14 protein-coding genes are annotated in these 16,906 nt (G+C 62.5%); 6 read left to right on the top strand and 8 right to left on the bottom strand.

Annotated elements, in window-relative coordinates; all coding sequences use genetic code 11:
* The first annotated feature begins 77 nt into the window (after positions 1–77).
* Together BN2476_RS25985 and BN2476_RS25980 are read left to right on the top strand one after the other, a co-directional pair.
* On the top strand, positions 78–953 hold the full coding sequence (locus tag BN2476_RS25985; RefSeq protein ID WP_087737023.1) for a LysR substrate-binding domain-containing protein: 876 nt from the start codon (positions 78–80) through the stop codon (positions 951–953).
* A gap of 235 nt (positions 954–1,188) precedes the next feature.
* The gene (locus tag BN2476_RS25980) at positions 1,189–1,449 is read left to right on the top strand and encodes a DUF1488 family protein (RefSeq protein ID WP_087737022.1); all 261 of its coding nucleotides are present in this window, start codon (positions 1,189–1,191) and stop codon (positions 1,447–1,449) included.
* 348 nt (positions 1,450–1,797) lie between these two features.
* Here the strand turns inward: BN2476_RS25980 and BN2476_RS25975 are convergent, their stop codons facing one another.
* The 7 genes from BN2476_RS25975 to BN2476_RS25945 all read right to left on the bottom strand — a co-directional run bounded on the left by BN2476_RS25975 (position 1,798) and on the right by BN2476_RS25945 (position 8,792).
* Positions 1,798–2,373, bottom strand: a complete 576-nt coding sequence (locus BN2476_RS25975; RefSeq protein WP_087737021.1) for an H-NS family nucleoid-associated regulatory protein — start codon at positions 2,371–2,373, stop codon at positions 1,798–1,800.
* Between the two features lie 644 nt (positions 2,374–3,017).
* Positions 3,018–3,329 carry a DUF4148 domain-containing protein gene (locus BN2476_RS25970; RefSeq protein ID WP_087737020.1) on the bottom strand — a complete coding sequence of 104 codons (312 nt, stop codon included), beginning with the start codon at positions 3,327–3,329 and terminating at the stop codon, positions 3,018–3,020.
* A gap of 200 nt (positions 3,330–3,529) precedes the next feature.
* A complete protein-coding gene (locus BN2476_RS25965) occupies positions 3,530–3,895 on the bottom strand; it encodes a response regulator (RefSeq protein WP_087737019.1) in 366 nt (121 codons plus the stop codon).
* A 76-nt stretch (positions 3,896–3,971) separates the two neighbouring features.
* Entirely contained in the window at positions 3,972–4,511 is a 540-nt protein-coding gene (locus tag BN2476_RS25960) for a hypothetical protein (protein WP_087737018.1), read from the bottom strand.
* A complete protein-coding gene (locus BN2476_RS25955) occupies positions 4,508–5,242 on the bottom strand; it encodes a methyl-accepting chemotaxis protein (protein WP_087737017.1) in 735 nt (244 codons plus the stop codon). The genes BN2476_RS25960 and BN2476_RS25955 overlap by 4 nt, the downstream gene beginning before the upstream one ends.
* A gap of 17 nt (positions 5,243–5,259) precedes the next feature.
* The gene (locus BN2476_RS25950; RefSeq protein WP_087737016.1) at positions 5,260–7,650 is read right to left on the bottom strand and encodes an ATP-binding protein; all 2,391 of its coding nucleotides are present in this window, start codon (positions 7,648–7,650) and stop codon (positions 5,260–5,262) included.
* Between the two features lie 239 nt (positions 7,651–7,889).
* Positions 7,890–8,792: a YihY/virulence factor BrkB family protein gene (locus tag BN2476_RS25945; RefSeq protein ID WP_087737015.1), complete on the bottom strand. Its 903-nt coding sequence runs from the start codon at positions 8,790–8,792 to the stop codon at positions 7,890–7,892.
* Positions 8,793–9,236: 444 nt separating this feature from the next.
* Here BN2476_RS25945 and BN2476_RS25940 point away from each other — a divergent pair, with 444 nt between their 5' ends.
* From BN2476_RS25940 to BN2476_RS25925, 4 genes are all read left to right on the top strand, one after another.
* A complete protein-coding gene (locus BN2476_RS25940; protein ID WP_087737014.1) occupies positions 9,237–10,265 on the top strand; it encodes a sugar ABC transporter substrate-binding protein in 1,029 nt (342 codons plus the stop codon).
* A gap of 156 nt (positions 10,266–10,421) precedes the next feature.
* The gene (locus BN2476_RS25935; RefSeq protein WP_087737013.1) at positions 10,422–11,411 is read left to right on the top strand and encodes an ABC transporter permease; all 990 of its coding nucleotides are present in this window, start codon (positions 10,422–10,424) and stop codon (positions 11,409–11,411) included.
* A 22-nt stretch (positions 11,412–11,433) separates the two neighbouring features.
* Positions 11,434–12,243, top strand: coding sequence for an ATP-binding cassette domain-containing protein (locus tag BN2476_RS25930; RefSeq protein ID WP_087737087.1), 810 nt, complete (start codon positions 11,434–11,436; stop codon positions 12,241–12,243).
* Positions 12,244–12,273: 30 nt separating this feature from the next.
* On the top strand, positions 12,274–13,497 hold the full coding sequence (locus BN2476_RS25925) for an ROK family transcriptional regulator (protein WP_087737012.1): 1,224 nt from the start codon (positions 12,274–12,276) through the stop codon (positions 13,495–13,497).
* Here BN2476_RS25925 and BN2476_RS25920 read toward each other — a convergent pair.
* The gene (locus BN2476_RS25920) at positions 13,491–16,592 is read right to left on the bottom strand and encodes a transglycosylase domain-containing protein (RefSeq protein WP_087737011.1); all 3,102 of its coding nucleotides are present in this window, start codon (positions 16,590–16,592) and stop codon (positions 13,491–13,493) included. The two genes, BN2476_RS25925 and BN2476_RS25920, sit on opposite strands and share 7 nt — an antisense overlap.
* Positions 16,593–16,906 lie beyond the last annotated feature (314 nt).

Raw genomic sequence — 16,906 nt, 5'->3', positions numbered from 1 at the left:
TCACCCGTTTTTTCTATTTCGTTCATTCCTGCGTTTGTTCAATATAATTAGGTATAGCCTAATACTCACCACACCTCATGGAACTCCGGCATCTGCGTTATTTCATCGCCGTCGCGGAGCGGCTGCATTTTGCACAGGCCGCCGAAGACCTCGGCATTGCGCCGCCCACGCTGACGGTGCAGATCCAGGAAATGGAGCGCGCGCTGCAGGCGCAACTGTTTCGCCGCACCAAACGCACGGTCGCGCTCACGCCTGCCGGAGAAGCGTTTCTCGCCGAAGCGCGCGAAACCATTGCGCAGTTCGAACGCACGCTGAATGCCGGCAAGCGCGCCGGACGCGGCGAACTGGGGCGAATCCATATCGGCTATGTCGGCTCGGCCGCGTTTTCGGGCGTCCTGCAGAAACAGATCCGCGCGTTCCGCAAATCGCGGCCGGGCGTCCTCGTGCAGGCAACCGAACATCCGATGGGCGAACTACCCGCGTTGCTGGAGGAAGGACGCGTCGACGTCGCGTTCGTGCGCTTGCCCGTCGAACTGCCGTCCTCGCTGCGCGCACACGTGCTGGCGCGCGATGCGTTTTGCGCGGCGCTGCCCGCCGAGCATCCGCTCGCGGCCGCAGCGGGTCCGATCAAGGCGCGCGCGCTGGCGGGCGAAACCTTCGTCGTGCCCGAACAGGATCTCGGCACGCGGGAAATCGCGCGGCGCGGCCGCTTCAATCCGCGCATCGTGAGCGCGCCGGGCACGCTGCTCGCCGTGTTGACGCAGGTCTCCGTGGGCGCGGGCGTGGCCATCGTGCCCAATGTGCTGACCCGGGTAGTCAATCTGCCGAACGTGGTCTTCAAGACGCTCGCAGGCGAGCCGGTCATGTCGGAGGTCGCCGCCGTCTTCCGCAAATACGAGCATTCGCCCGCGACGAAAAAGCTGATCGAGCAGATGACGGGCAAGGCGGCCTAGTACTTTCCCGGGCTTTTACTCGCCCCGCGACCTATCATTGGAGAGCGAGACCGACGCTCGACATCGCCCGCCATCGGGCTGGGCATGTTCGAAGCGGACTGGATCGTTCCTTGCTGACAGCACCGAAGCGAACGCCCCAGACCGGACCACCTGGCCCCGGGCAAAGGAACAATCGCCCGGAAAACCGCGCTGGCGGACGTTCGTGTATCACACCTGGCACTCACGGAGAAATCAAATGACCATCGAATTCACCAGCCGCCGGCACGTCGTAGCCGCATCGCGAGTCGCATTCGAAGCGAACGTCGAAGGAAAGGAGGTATGGTGCAGCGTATCAATCGACGCCCTCAATGACCACTTCGGCAATACGGGCACGTCGTCCCACGATCTGATCGCGGCGTTCGAGGGTAACAGGAAGGCGATTGAAGCTGCCGCTCGCCGTGTGCTACAGCGAAATGGGGGACAGTCGGTGGAACTGGAGACGCGCGACTTCCATTAGATCTGGCTCGAAAGCGGCGTCGCGCGCAGAAAAAGCCATGCTGGCGCGCGCGACGCCAACAGGATCAACCATCGATCCACGCACGCTCGTCGCGATTCAGCCTGTAGTACTTTCACCTGAAAACAGGTTTTTCAGCGCACCAGGCGGGAATTACGGGGCGTGACGAAATCGATGAGCTTTCCGATCCTCGCGGGACCGAAAACCCACTGCGCATTGGATCGCGCATCTCGCCTTGACAAAAATTCTCAGCGATAGCGAAAAGATCCGGCACGACGACGCGCTTTTAGTCCGTCGTCGTGCGTGGCGTTCGGGCGAGGCAGCGCAGTGCGCCGCCCTCCCATTGACTTTTTAAGCGCGTGATTTTCTCGCAGCCTTCCTGGCCGCTGTCTTTTTCCGGGCAACGCCATTCATTCCCGTGGCCTTTGCACTTCCAATCAGAAACTTGTTACGGTCTTTTTCGGCTGCCAGCCATGCGGGCGCCGGACCACGGCCGCTCCAGGTCGCGCCCGTCTCCGGATGACGATATTTGGCGGGTTGCCGTCCTTTAGGCTGGCCATTGCCCTTCGCGCCCTTGACCGACACGCTCGTCGCAACCTGGCTCGCCGCGCCTGAAACGAGGTACTTGTTGCGATCCTTCGCACCCGCAATCCAGGCCGGCGCGCGGCCGTGACCCGTCCAGGTCGCACCCGTTTTGGGATCGCGATATTTGGCAGCACCTTTTGTCTGCACACCTGCCGACTTCAGCGAAGGACGGCCGCGCTTTCGATGGCCGAGATGCGCATCGATATCGGCTGTCGTCAGATTGTGCTTGACCATCAATGAGCGAATGCTTTCGAGAGCCGCCGCCGACTTTTGAGAAGCGATGGCATCGGCCTGCTCCTGAAGCTTTTGTATCTTTGCCTGAAGGGCTTCGAGTGTAGCCATATTGAAACTCCTGATTGAAGATACCGGCACTATGCCATGGACATGTCATATATGGCTAGAGTTCATCCATTACATGAAAAGAAAGACGCCTTTCGTTTTGCCGCCAGGCGCCGCGTTCAACGAGAGCATTAAGAAAAAATCCGATTCGCGTAGGGAATAGCGAGAATGTCAAATTGCTTGCATTGGCACTGGGTATCCGGCTTGCCGTTCTATGCAGAAGAGAGATCAACCGGGCAAAGGTCTAGTCTTTGAGCATCGCGCGACGAATGAACGGCGCGACTTCAACGAGTCTTTACAAGTGTGTCGACTTTGTTCTTCATCGACGGCTTCGCGCGATGGTGATGTACTGTTTTGAAAGCATAGTCGACGCGAGCCACTACCTTTCACGCTGCCGGCCTTTTCTTTTTCCTTTTCGAGCGACAGTCCGGATTCGATTTCCGCAATCCTCGTCCCGTCAGCGCATGTGCGATCCGGCGTCATCAGTCAGGCATCGAATAAGCGACTCATGAGCACGCTTAATAATGAAAAGGCCGGGACCTGCATCACACAGGTCCCGGCCCTGACTCTGGATCAAAACGCCCAACGCAACGTCAGCAATTCATATCGATCTGTCTTATCGCGGTTATCACAGGCAGCGCACGCGATCAGTGATGCGCGAACGCAACGCCGTTCGTGCGCACGTCACGCACGCCCGCTTGCGACGAACCATTCGACGCCACGCCGTATCCGCTTTGCTGCGCGGACGCCGCATTCTGCGCGGCCAGACGGGCTTCGGCGGCCTCGATGTGGACGGGATAGCTGTTGCGGTCGTCGAGCGGGCTATAGCCGACGTTATGCAGCTGCACCAGTTCTTCTCGAACTTGCGCGCGCGTCACAGGCTGACTTGTCTGCGCAAACGCAGCGAGGGGAGCGCTAATGAGAGCAGCAATGACAAAAGCTTTGGCAAACGTTTTCATGGCAACACCTCCGGGACTGTTCGTTTGGGCTGCTTTGAACCTGCGTTCTGCAACCGTTGAACAGAACTCTAGAGGTGCGGCTCCCGCCGATAAACACGCGGCGTGTGAATAGATCATTCAGGGAATTGCGACAATCCGCGATGCGTCGCCGTGCCCGCATCCAGCGGGCATCCGAAACGCGATGTGCGGTGCGCGGCCCGTCAGCCCGCCAGTTTTCTGAACGTTTCGAGCACGGCGTCACCCTTGAACGGCTTGACGATCCAGCCCTTCACGCCTGCCGCCTTGCCTCGCTCTTTCATCGCGGGACTGCTTTCCGTCGTCAGCATGATGATATTGACGCTCGCATTGGCCAGCTCGCTGCGAATCTTTTCGGCCATCGTGAGGCCGTCCATGTTCGGCATGTTCACGTCGCTGACGACAAGCCGGATACCCGGCGACGACTTCAGCTTCGCGAGACCGTCCTTGCCGTCCACGGCCGTTTCGACATCGAGGCCGTTCTTTCTGAGGAAGCCCGCCACTTCATCGCGAACCGTGCTCGAATCGTCCACCACCAGAACCTTTCCCATTGCTCACCCCGTAGCGCCTTCGAAGCGGCGCATTGATTGATTGAAGATTTGCGTCGTGCGCGAAAGCCAGAACCGTTCAGAACAGTTCGAGTTCTCCGCCGCTTTCCTCGACTTCGGCCACATCGGCGACGAAATCGACGGGCGCGCTCGCGCACACACAAAGCGTCGCGCCGATTTGTACGTTTGCGCCGATGGTCACGCGAAATGCCGCGAGATACGCCGGCTTCAATTCCTTCAGATAAGGCACGCACGCGCCATTCAGCTGATAGGGCGTCGACATGCCCAGATCAGGAAAGTACTCGACCAGTTGCTGATTGATCGCGCCACAACACAGATTGCCGACTTCCATCAGTGCTTCCGCCAGCGAACGGTCTTCGGCGTCACGCAAGTAGTAATCGCGCGTCGTCTGGTCGTCGTCGAAATGCAGCACGAGCAGAAAGCGGAATGCAATCGATGAAATGGTCAAAACGACGATATGGCTCGCGAGCGCCTTATTGGCCAGATGTGCATCGAGGGCCGTGATTTCGCATGCGTCGCCGGCATGGGCGGGCAGACGCGTGCGCGCGGACTGATAGAAGATCCGTTCGATACTTTCTTTCGCTTGCTGACTGATCACGACGTCGCCTGTTCTAACCGGGATTGAATCTGGCCGGCGAGCGCTTCGACGCTCGCCAGCGACGCTGCGATCATCTTGCCGCCTGCCTGAATGTCCTGAAACGTGGCCGTCGTGATGAGGTCGTTGCGGTTCAGGCTGTCGTGATAGCTCTTCGACAGTTCCTGCGAGCGCGAAGCCAGCGCGCGCACTTCGCTCGCGACGATCGAAAACCCGCGTCCCGCCGCGCCCGCGCGCGCCGCTTCGATCGAAGCGTTCAACGATACGATCAGCACGTGCCGCACGATCGACGACAGCTCGTTGTTCTTCGCGTGCATGTCGTGGTTCTGCGCCATCAGTGAAATCATCTGCTCATGCCAGCGCTCGAACGTCGCCGACAGATGCCGCAAGCGTGCCGCTTCGCCGGAAAGACGCGTGGCGTGCTGAAGCCATTCGTCCTTCTGGTTCAATAGCGCATTGAGCGCGGCGCGCGCCTCTTCGGCTTGCGTCGAGTGATGCACGAGATCTTCGCGCAACGTGTCAGCCAGCGCGTGCAATTCACGCGCCTGCTGTTCGTGTTGCCGGATCTCCGCCGCATGCCGCTCTTCGGCTTGCGCCAGTTCCTTCGCCTGCGACTCGAGCGCCGCCCGGTGCTGCTCGCTGGCCTTTCTGATGAGCCATCGATGCGCGAGCACGCCCGCAAGCGCGCTCGCCACAACGCCGGCCAGCGCCGCGATCACATACTGTTCAACCACAACGAATCCCCGTAGTGCTATTCGGAAAGTGCATTCGCCTGAATCGAATTCACCGTTTTGGCGGCATCGTGCATCGACGCGCCGACGCTGTCGACCGCGCAGTTTTCCGGCAGATAGACGATCGTCTGAAACTGGCGGAAGTCGGCGCCCGTGCGCTCGTCGGTGAAGCGCAATTCGATGCGCCCGCCTTCGCGCCGGATGAAATCGCGCACGGCATCCATGCCGACGCCGCGACCTGAGACTTCCGTCACGTTTTGCGCCGTCGAGAAACCCGGCCGGAAAATGAACTCCGCGACGACTTCGTCGCTCAATTGTGTATCGGGCTGAAGCCAGCCGCGCTCGGCAGCAATGCCGCGGATGCGCGACATCGCGAGGCCGCGTCCATCGTCGCTCAACGTGATCTGCAACGCCCCTTCCGCAACGCCCACTTCGACGTCGATCACGCCCGCTTCGGGCTTGCCAAGCGCCACGCGCTGCACCGCAGTTTCGATGCCGTGATCGACGGAATTGCGCAACAGGTGCATGAAGACATTCTTGAGCGCGCTGCCTGCGTGTGCGCGAACGCGATAGCCGTTATCGTCGATACGCACGGTCGGCGCCGCCTTGCCAAGATCCGCTGCAAGCGAAGGCAGCGACTCCAGCACGCCCGCGAGTGCATCTTCGACCTTCTCCGTCCCCAGCAGACGCAAGGTTCTGCGCACCGCATCGCGCGCCGTCAGCAGATCGCGCACGTCGGCGGGGTTCGCTGCATCGAGCAAACGCAGGCTTTCCTGAATGTGTTCGCTGTCGACCATCAGATAGCGCTCGAAGCTGCCGCGGCGACCTGTATTGCGGCGGCCGAGGCTCACTTCGTTGATCGTCGCGTAGTGCTGCAGCGCTTCCTTCACGCGCGCGAGTTCGACGATCAGTTGCTCCTGGTCCCACTCGTGCGCGGTCTCGGGACGGCGCAGCGCGTCGTAACGCTGCTCGGTCTCGTGCACGATGCTCGTCAGATGCTGAAGGCTATAGGTCCGCGCATTGCCTTTGATCGTGTGCATGTTGCGGAACAGCTCCGCAACGGCCGAACCGTCTGCATGCGCGTGCTGGCGAATGATGCGTTCGTTCTCGTTGATGAAGCCCGTCGCGCTTTCGACGAAATGATGGAACTTCTCCTCGCTCACCGCGAGAATCTCGCCGATCATTTCAAGTCGGCGCTTCTGCTCGCCCGCTTCGGCTGCAAGCTGGCGCAGCTCCGTCACATCGCGCACGCACAGCATCAGGCGCATCACGGTGTCGTTTTCGTCGGTGATCGCGGACCAGCTCAAATCGAGCGTCTTCACGCGGCCATCGGGCATCTTGCGCGTCAGTTCGTTGACGAGCAGATGCTGGTTGAACTCGAAGTTGATGCTGTCCTCGCCGATGCACGCTTCAACGGCCGCCTCGACTTGCGACACAGTATCGGCGCCGAGCTCGCTGTCGCCGAACACGAGGTCCATCAACGGACGACCGGCAATGTCCTTCGTTTCGAAGATCGCTTCCAGATAAGCCGAATACTCGGAGTGAATCACAGCGCCTTCGACGACAGTCAGAATGCCCTGCTGCATGTTCTGCAACATCGCCTGAATGTCGGCCGTCTTCTGCTTCAGTTGCGCGGAGCTTTGCTGGATCTTCTCGATCATGCCGTTGAACGCAACGATCGAATGACCGATCTCGTCCATGCGTCCCACGGGTACGCGTCGCGTGAAATCCTGGCTCGATGCGATCTCGCTCATCATCGACTGCATGCGCGAAAGCGGCCGCGTGATCTGACGGTACAGGAGCGAGCCGATCAGGACCAGCACGAGAATGGCTGCACCCGCTGCGGCCGCGATCGCCGTCGTCGTCGTGGCGAGGCCCGCGTTCAGTGCGTCGATTGCGTCATCCTTCTGGCGGTTCTTCTCGATGCGCAACGTTTCGACGATGCCTTCCAGTTCGTCCCGATACTGCGCGACGTTGGCGAACAGATACGCTTGCGCGAGATCGTTCTTCCCGTCCGCCTTCATTTTCGCGGTGTCGTTGATCGCCGCGAAGTAGTTCGCGAGACTGTCGCGCGCCTGCGTGACGAGCCCTTCCTGCGCATGGCTCGCTGCGGCTTTCGCCTGCACGTCGAGTGCTTCGCGCAACGACTTCTCTTTCGCGGCCAGTTCCTTTTGCGCCTGCTCGACCATATTTGCATCGGGCGCATAGACGAGCGTCATCGTCGCGAGCTGAACGTCCTTGACCTGCGAAACGAGATCGGCGGATGCGAGCGCGCTCGGCACGACGCCCTGCGTCACTTGCCGGACGTCTGCGGCGCTGCCGCGTGTCTGATAGACGGCGTATCCGCCGATTGCCGACAAGGCAACCAGCATCGACACCACGAGTAGAGTGATGCGGTGACGGATGGTCATTTGCGGTATTCCCCGAGGTCTTGCACTGCGCTGCGCAGCACTGCCCGTTCGAATTTGTTCATTTGACGGGCGACGCGATTATCGTCGGCGGCTCATGACGAAGCTGTGACCAGACGAATTGTTTTGCGGGCCAAGAAGCGCAATACAACATGTACTCAAATCGGCCTAAAGTTCTCGTATTCACGGCCGTTAACCAGAACACTATTTCACCGACGCAAACGTTTTTCTTGCCGTCGGGCTCAACCCGTCACGAACGGTTGCGCGGCCCGCTCTTTGCCGCTCGCATTGAGCCGCTCGTATTCGGCGATCAGTTGCGCGCCGAACAGCATCAACGTCGCGAGCGCTTCGAAGCTGAACAGCACGACGATGGCCGTCGTCAGCGAGCCATAGACGACGCTCACCTGCGATAGCGTCGCGAAGTACCACACCAGCACGCGCCGCGTGATCTCCCAGAGCACCGCAGCCGCCACCGCGCCGACGAACGCATGCCACGGCGTCGTGCGTCCCGCGGGTATCACCAGATAGATGGCCGCGAGCACGAAGATCTCGCCGGCTAAGCCGAGCAGATAAAGCACGACACGTGTGGCGCCCGTCAACGATATCGTGTGATCGAGCAATACGATGCTGTCGCTTGCGACGGCGCGAAGTCCGCTTGACACGAACGTCACGAGCAGCACGCCGACGCCCAGCGACAGGCTGAACAGATACGGCAGGATCGCCGACAGCAGAAAGTGCCTGCGCCGTATCGCGACGCGATGCACGAAGATGATCGACAGCGCATTTTCGAGCACCGTGAATGCGAGCGAACTGAAGAAGATCATCGTGACGACGAGGAACCAGCCGATCACCGCGCGATGCGCGAGAAAATTGGCAAGCTCCTGCACGATCGCTTTCGATTGCCCCGGCACCAGCCATTCGAGCAGATGCGCGAGCGTATCGAGCAGCAGTTGCTCGCCGACGAAATGACTGAACGCGATCGCGACGAGTATCAGCAACGGCACGATGGACAGCAGCGCATAGTAGGCAATCGCGCCCGCGAGCAGCAGCCCCTGGTTCTTGCGGAATGCCTTGAACACCTGCAACGTGAACTGCGCAGGATGCTTCGCGACGTAATGCAGCGCGCGATTGTGCATCGTCTTCACGTTCGCCTCCGCGTGTCGCGCGAGTGATAGCGACCTCGCCAGAACCGTTAGCAAGCAACGGTCCCGACGACGTCTAAGGCGTCGATTTTCCGAGCATTTGACCACTAAAAGAACAAATGAACCCAATTCGCGGAGCGCGGCACTCCTGATTTACCCCTATCGGCGAGGCGCTTCGCGGCCCTGCTTCATCGCCCGCCAGGCCTTGTGCAGCAAGGTTTTGCACGTCACGGCCCGATCCAACTCGCGACGCGCCGCATCAAACCCGCTTCTTGATTTTTTCGAAGGCCGCTGCTGTACTAACTAAAACAACTTGATTTAGTAAGGCCCGCGCAGCCGGCGACCCATCGCATGGCAAGCGCAACAGAAAGCGCGATCAGCGCCCGTCGAAACCGTTGAACCGATCGCTGTTCACAACGTCGTCGTCAAACATCCGGAGGAGCGTCCATGAACCCGAATTCCCGCAGGCCGTTGCGCCGCGCGTCCCACATGCAGCCCGTCGTCAAGGGCATTGCCGCGGCGTGCGTCGCCGCGTCGGCGCTGTGGTGCGCGAGCGCGAGTCTCGCGGCCGATCAGACCGTCGTCGGCCTGATCACGAAGACCGACACCAATCCGTTCTTCGTCAAGATGAAGCAAGGCGCGGAAGCCACCGCGCAGAAAGACGGCGCGAAGCTGATCACGGCGGCCGGCAAGTTCGACGGCGACAACGCCGCGCAGGTCACGGCCATCGAGAACATGCTGACGGCGGGCGCGAAAGCGATCCTCATCACGCCGAGCGACACGAAGGCGATCGTGCCGAGCATCAAGAAGGCACGCGCGGCGGGCGCGCTCGTGATCGCGCTCGATACGCCGACCGACCCGCAGGACGCCACCGACGCCCTCTTCGCCACCGACAACTTCAAGGCGGGCGTGCTGATCGGCGAATACGCGAAGGCCGCACTCGCCGGCAAGCCCGCGAAGATCGCGACGCTCGATCTCGCGCCCGGCGTCTCCGTCGGCGTGCTGCGTCATAACGGCTTTCTGAAGGGCTTCGGCATCAAGGAAGGCGATCCGTCGATCGTTTGCAGCCAGGACACGCGCGGCGATCAGGCGAAAGGCCAGACGGCGATGGAAAACTGCCTGCAGAAAGCGCCCGACATCAACGTCGTCTACACGATCAACGAACCGGCCGCGGCGGGCGCATATCGCGCGCTGAAGAATGCGGGCAAGGAAAAGAACGTGATGATCGTGTCGATCGACGGCGGCTGCGAAGGCGTGCGCAACGTGAAGGCCGGCGAGCTTGCCGCGACGTCGCAGCAGTATCCGCTGAAGATGGCTTCGCTCGGCGTGGAAGCAGGCGTCGAGTACGCGAAGACGGGCAAGAAAGCATCCGGCTATCACGACACGGGCGTGACGCTCATCACCGACAAGGTGCAAAACGGCGTCGACAGCAAGGACACGAAGTTCGGTCTCGACAACTGTTGGGGCAACAAGTGACAGCGCAAGTCGAATAGCAGTCACCAGGCAGCAACGGAGATGCGCAAGGTGCGCATCTCCGCGAGTTCTCCAGCGTGAGCGCGGCGGGTTCCATCGAGACCTGTTTGCATGAAATCCGCCGCACGCAGATCACGCATCGCTTCGAGGAAACACATCATGTCGACTCCCACCGCTCCCGCTCAAAGCCACCGCCGGTTCGCGGATCATATGCCGACGCTCGCCGAGGCCGGTCCGTTGATCGCATTCGTGCTCGCGTGCCTCTTCTTCATCTCGCAGAGCAACCGCTTCCTGTCGTTCCAGAACCTGTCGCTGATCCTGCAGCAGACGATGGTCGTCGCCGTCATCGCGATAGGCCAGACTTTAATCGTGCTGACGGGCGGCATCGATCTGTCGTGCGGGATGGTGATGGCGTTCGGCTCGATCGTGATGACGAAGTTCGCCGTCGTGATGGGCGTGCCGCCCGTGATCGCGATCGCGTGCGGCGTCGGCGCAAGCACGCTGTTCGGATTGCTCAACGGCGTGCTGATCACGCGCATCAAGCTGCCCGCGTTCATCGTCACGCTGGGCACGCTGAATATCGCATTCGCAGCCACGCAGATCTATTCGAACGCGGAGAGCGTGTCGAATCTGCCCGACGCGATCATGTTCTTCGGCAGCACGTTCAGCGTCGGTCCCGCGACGGTCACGTACGGCACCGTGCTCACGCTGCTGATGTATCTCGCGACGTGGTTCGTGCTGCGCGACACCGTGCCCGGCCGCCATCTCTACGCGCTCGGCAACAACCCGGAAGCCGCGCGCCTGATGGGCCTTTCCGCGCAACGCATCCTGATCACCGTCTATACGCTGTCGGGCGCGATCTACGGCATCGCCGCGCTGCTCTCCGTCGCGCGCACGGGCGTCGGCGATCCGCAAGCGGGACAGACGGAGAACCTCGACAGCATCACGGCCGTCGTGCTGGGGGGCACCAGCCTCTTCGGCGGACGCGGCTCGATTGCGGGCACGCTGCTGGGCGCGCTGATCGTCGGCGTGTTTCGCAATGGCTTGACGCTGATGGGCGTGTCGTCGGTGTATCAGGTGCTGATCACCGGCATTCTCGTGATTCTCGCCGTCGCCGCCGACAAGCTGTCGCGCCGTGGCGCACGTTGATCGTTATCTGAAGGAGACTGTCATGTCGACAACCCCCTCTTCCGCGAATGCCGCCAACGGCAAGACCCCCGTTCTGCAGGCGCGCGGCCTGATCAAGCGCTACGGCCACGTCACCGCGCTCGACGGCTGCGACTTCGAAGTGATGCCCGGCGAGATCATGGCCGTGATCGGCGATAACGGCGCGGGCAAGTCGTCGCTGATCAAGGCGCTCTCGGGCGCGCTCGTGCCCGACGAAGGCGAACTGCTGCTCGACGGCAACGCCGTCAAATTCCGCAGCCCGATCGACGCGCGCCAGCAAGGCATCGAGACCGTCTATCAGGATCTCGCCGTCGCGCCGGCGATGAGCATCGCGGAGAACCTGTTCCTCGCGCGCGAACTGGTGAAACCGGGCTGGCGCGGCAAGCTCTTCAAGATGATCGACAAGCGTCGCATGCTCGACGAAGCGACCAACGCGATGAAGGATCTGCAAATTGGCATCCGTTCGATGCGCCAGGCCGTCGAGACGCTCTCGGGCGGCCAGCGCCAGGGCGTCGCGGTGGCGCGCAGCGCGGCGTTCGCGCGCCACGTCGTGATTCTCGACGAGCCGACTGCCGCGCTCGGCGTGAAGGAAGGCAACATGGTGCTCGAGCTGATTCGCCGTGTGCGCGAGCGCGGCCTGCCCGTGATCCTGATCAGCCACAACATGCCGCACGTGTTCGAGATCGCGGATCGCATTCACATTCAGCGGCTCGGACGGCGCGCGGCGCTCGTCAACAAGAACGACATCCACATGTCGGATGCCGTTGCGATCATGACGGGCGCGAAGCAGGCCGACGTGCGCGCGATCGCGTGACGAATGAGCACGAGTAACCAGATACCGTCGATGGATACGGGCACCCGTTCACCGCTGAAGCGCACGGTCGGATCGAACCAGGTCGGCATGCGGCAATTCAACGAGCGGATCGTGTTGCAGGCGATCCGCTTGCATGGGCCGCTGCCGAAGGCCGATGTGGGCCGGCTCACGCGCCTGTCGATGCAGACCGTGTCGATGATCGTCGAGCGTCTGATCGACGACGGCCTGCTCGAAAAGCAGGCGCGCGTGCGCGGACGCATTGGGCAGCCGTCGGTGCCCATCGCGTTGCGCGCGGAAGGCGCGTACACGATCGGCGTGAAGGTCGGGCGGCGCAGTCTCGACGTGCTCGCGATGGACTTTCTTGGGCGCGTGTGCTGCCGCGAAGTGCAGGAGTACGCGTATCCCGATCCGCGCACGCTCTTCCCCGCGCTCGACAGCAAGCTCGCGCGCGTGAACGACGCGCTCGGCGCGCGGCGCGAGAAAGTGGTCGGCGTGGGCGTCGCGGCGCCGCTGTGGCTCGGCGGCTGGCGCGACTTTCTCGGTGCGCCGCGCGAGGCGCTCGACGCATGGAACGACATCGACATTCGCGCGCGGATCGCGTCGATGACGGGCCTGCCCGTCGAGTTCGCGAAAGACACGACGGCCGCCTGCGCCGCCGAACTCGTGATGGGCCAGGGCCGCGGCATCCACAACTTTCTGTATCTGTTCGTCGGCACGTTCATCGGCGGCGGGCTCGTGATCGACGGACGCCTTCACGGCGGCCCGCACGACAACGCAGGCGCCGTCGGCTCGATTCCAATCATGGGCGGCGGCTCGCGTCAACCCGCGCGGCAACTGCTGCATGCGGCATCGGGCTTCGTGCTCGAAAAGCTGTTCGTCGATGCGGGCGCGCCCGCGACGGCCGCTCACGATCATCGCGCGTTGTCGGCGGACCTGTGGCGTCTGACGGAGCAATGGCTCGACACCGCGTGCCCTGCAATTGCGGGCGCATTGACGAATGCGGCGGCACTGCTCGATCTCGAAGCGGTGGTGATCGACGGCGAAGTGGACCGGCAACTGGTGCGCGAAATCATCCGGCGCACGGAGCGCGTGCTCGACCGGTTCGAATGGGAGGGCATCGTGCGTCCGCAATTGCTGGAAGGCACGATCGGCTCGGACGCGCGCGCGATGGGCGGCGCGATCCTGCCGCTCTACGCCCACTTCGCGCCGATGCACGAACTCTTTCTGAAGCCGGCCACCGACGTCGGCTATTGAACGCGCGGCGCGGCGCCCTCATCCGGCGACGCGCTGCCCGCAACCTTCGGCGCTGTCTTCTCTTTCGATGCAGGCTCGTCGAGCAACGGCTGCAACGCGGGCGCCATCGACTTCAGCAGCTGCACGGCGAGCGCGCTCGTGAAGTCGTAGCGCTTCGCATATGGCTCGTGCACGACGGCCGTCAGCGTGCCGAAGAAGCGGTCGCCGATCGCGAACACGAAGGTCGCCGTGCGGTTGACCTTGCGCGACTCGATCAGCCGGCGGCCCTTCGCGTAGATATTGAGGCGCTGGTCGCCCGTGCCCGTCTTGCCGTAGACCTCCATCGTCCTGCCGTCGGGGAACGTCATGCCGCCCGCGAGGCGCCTCGCCGTGCCGCCCGTGACGACATCGCGCAACATGCCCTGCACGACGCGCGCGATATCCGTCGACACGCCTTCGTTCGGCTGCGGCGCCGCGTGCACGAAGTGCGTTTCATACGGCGTGCCCTTCGCGAACTCGAGATCCGCGATGCTGTGCGTCGGCGCCTGTTCGCCCTGGTTCGCGATCACGCCGATCAGTTGCGCGAGCGCCGCCGGCCTGTCGCCCGACGCGCCGATGGCGGCCGCATACGACGGTGTCAGATGCGCGAACGGATAGCCGAGCGCCTGCCACGACTTGCCGATCGCGTCGTAGGCATGCTGCTCGACCATGCGGCGGATGCGGCGGTCCTGCGTCGCGTGATAGCGCGTCTTGAAGAGCCACTTGTATGCTTCGGCGCGCACGTCGCGGCTCGCGTCCATCACTTCGTTCGCGCTTGCTTCGGGATGCACGCGCAGATAGTCGACGAGCCACAGCTCCAGCGGATGCACGCTCGAAATGTACGCGCGGTCGTTCAGATTGAACTTGTCGATGCCGTACTTTTCGTAGAGTTGCGCGAGCGCGTCGTCGGGCGGATTGGCCTTCGGCGTGTTCTTCAACTGGGCGCGCATCTGCTCGTTGAACCACGCTTGCGGCGCATCGGGCCGCACGCTGCGCAACACGGTCGCAAGCTTCGGCGGCGACTTGCGCACGCCGCGCAGCAGGATCGCGACCATCTCGTCCTGTGTCTTGCCGTGATACTTCGTGTAGAAACGATTCATGTACACACGGCTTTCCTGATCGGCGAAACGCGTCAGGTACATCTTGCGCGTATCGGGATCATCGAGCCACTGTGACGAAGGGCCCGACGTCTTGATCGTTTCGTAGTGGACGATGTCGCGCATGAGCCGCACGAACACGAGGTTCACCGAATGCTGGAAGGCCTGGCGCACGGTGAGGATGCGCGAGTTTTCGTCGGCCTCGAAGTTCGTGAACGTCTGCGCGCCGCCGCCCGTGTAGAACAGCTCGCCCGCATTCGCCGAGTACTTGCGCTCGACGGCCGCATCGAGCATCGCGGAGAGCGAGTGGTCCTTCGTGTGCATCAGGTAGTCGATGGCCCAGCGCGTCAACGCGTCTTCGCGTTCGGGCTTCACGGCGCGCAATTCGTCGACGCTCATCTGCCCGTAACGCTGGTTCAGTTCCGTCACGATCTGCAGATACGTGATCAGCGTGCGCAGCTTCGCCGTCGAGCCCAGGTTCAGGCGCGCGCCCGAGTTGATATCGAACGGACGGTTGACGCTGTCCGTCTGCACGCGCAGCAGGTTCTCGCCGTCACGCTTTTCGAACAGCGTGAAGCTGAGCGCGATCTTCGACGGATCGTCCTTCGGCTGCAGCATGTTGAAGCCGTACAGCCCCGCTGCCTGCGCGCCGTCGCGTGTCGTCGCATCGGCGAGCCGGTCGCTGATGTCCTGCTGAACCTTGTTGTTCATCGTCGACGTGACGCGCACATCGAGGCGGTCGAGGTCATACAGATTCGACACGCCGAGCGACGACATCAGATGCGTGCGCAAGGACGTGACCGCCTTGCGCGCGACGTATGAACCTTCGGGCGTCGCGAGCTTGCCGCGCGTCAGCACGAGTTGCTGCGAGAGCGCCGCGTCGCGCAACTGCGCGCTGATCACGCCGTTCGCGGCCAGGAGGCGCAGGTAGCTTTCCGTCAGCGCATTGAGCTCGGCGTTGTTGCGCAGCAGGAAGTGCGACGGACCGCGCTGTGCGATCATCAGCGACAGCACCTGACGGAACACGAGGCCCTGCTCGGCGAGATTGCCGGGCGTAGACGGCGCTTTCAGCACGCGGTTCGCTTCGTCGAAATCGCGGCCGTACCAGGCCGCGAGTCCGTCGCCGATCCCGTTGATCTCGCCGATGCCCGGCTGCGCGGCGAGCGGCACTGAATTCAGATAGCGCACGACGATCTGCTCGCGCGCGGGCATCGTGCGCGGACCGTCGAGATACGCGCGCACGGACGCCGACGCGATCTGCCGCAGCTTTTCCCGCGGCGTCGCCGTGCGGCCGCCTGGCGAGTGGCGGAACTTCTCGATCTGCGTGGCGAGCGTGCTGCCGCCGGGCTGCGCCTGATGACGGTTGAAGAATCGCATGCCCTGATCCATCAGCGCGCGGCTGAAGCGCGTCCAGTCGATTGCGGGGTTGCGGTTCGGCTGGTCGGCGTCAAGCAGGTGCCGGTCTTCGATGAAAAGCAGCGCCGACACGACGATGGGCGGCACCGACGCGAAATCGTCATAGACGCGCGTCGGATACGACGAGCCGAACAGGTGCGCGCCCGTCGAGTCATAGAGCATCAGCCCCGCCTGGTCCTTTTCTTCGTAAGGAATGAAAAGACCCTCGTCCGAGAGCGAAGCCATGCGTTCCGAATCGCGCGCCTGCGACGCAACCGAGAAACCGCGCTCCTTCAGGCGGCGTTCGAACGCCGGCAGCAGCGCGTAGCCGAGGCGGATGTCGTAGGGGCCGTCGGTGGGAAAACGGATGTTGTCGCTCGGACCTTCGGAAACGGTAAAACCGACGTCCCGGGTGAGTTCGGAGAGGTAGCGGGCCTGCAATCTCGACGTATCCATTTCGATCTGGATAAAGCGCACGCCGATCGCGACGGCCACGAGAAACGCGGCGAAAAAAAGCCACTTGAACCACTTCCAGACGGACGTGGTGCCGATTGCGCGTAGCGGAAACCGTAGTGGCCGGTTCATGGCGGCGTCTCCTTGCAGATGCCTGACCACAATAACCTCGACTAATACCAGTCTACCGCGTAAAGCGCTCTTGCGAGGGGTCGGAAGTGCGACGACTTCGTGAAGTGAGTACGCCGCGCAACATAGCTGTCATGGACGCGCAACGAAGCCACCGTTTTCGACGCGCGGCAGCGGTGGCGCGGGATTCACGAAGCGCCGCGTGCGAGCCTGTCGGGCCGATGCCGGCGCAACATCCTTTGCTTGCGCCGACGCAAAACCGCCAGCGCCGACCGCTTCGGTATACCGAATATGACGCGCCGACGATATTGAGTAAC

Source organism: Paraburkholderia piptadeniae (genome assembly GCF_900007165.1).
In the GTDB taxonomy this organism is placed as follows: domain Bacteria; phylum Pseudomonadota; class Gammaproteobacteria; order Burkholderiales; family Burkholderiaceae; genus Paraburkholderia; species Paraburkholderia piptadeniae.
Note: the sequence above shows the minus strand (reverse complement) of the source record. Positions and strands in the feature narration are given on the sequence as shown.

Bases quoted from the DNA above. Each gene is read 5' to 3' on its own strand.
- BN2476_RS25985 (WP_087737023.1), top strand. From the start codon at position 78: ATGGAACTCCGGCATCTGCGTTATTTCATCGCCGTCGCGGAGCGGCTG.
- BN2476_RS25980 (WP_087737022.1), top strand. From the start codon at position 1,189: ATGACCATCGAATTCACCAGCCGCCGGCACGTCGTAGCCGCATCGCGA.
- BN2476_RS25975 (WP_087737021.1), bottom strand. From the start codon at position 2,373: ATGGCTACACTCGAAGCCCTTCAGGCAAAGATACAAAAGCTTCAGGAG.
- BN2476_RS25970 (WP_087737020.1), bottom strand. From the start codon at position 3,329: ATGAAAACGTTTGCCAAAGCTTTTGTCATTGCTGCTCTCATTAGCGCT.
- BN2476_RS25965 (WP_087737019.1), bottom strand. From the start codon at position 3,895: ATGGGAAAGGTTCTGGTGGTGGACGATTCGAGCACGGTTCGCGATGAA.
- BN2476_RS25950 (WP_087737016.1), bottom strand. From the start codon at position 7,650: ATGACCATCCGTCACCGCATCACTCTACTCGTGGTGTCGATGCTGGTT.
- BN2476_RS25940 (WP_087737014.1), top strand. From the start codon at position 9,237: ATGAACCCGAATTCCCGCAGGCCGTTGCGCCGCGCGTCCCACATGCAG.
- BN2476_RS25935 (WP_087737013.1), top strand. From the start codon at position 10,422: ATGTCGACTCCCACCGCTCCCGCTCAAAGCCACCGCCGGTTCGCGGAT.
- BN2476_RS25930 (WP_087737087.1), top strand. From the start codon at position 11,434: ATGTCGACAACCCCCTCTTCCGCGAATGCCGCCAACGGCAAGACCCCC.
- BN2476_RS25925 (WP_087737012.1), top strand. From the start codon at position 12,274: ATGGATACGGGCACCCGTTCACCGCTGAAGCGCACGGTCGGATCGAAC.
- BN2476_RS25920 (WP_087737011.1), bottom strand. From the start codon at position 16,592: ATGAACCGGCCACTACGGTTTCCGCTACGCGCAATCGGCACCACGTCC.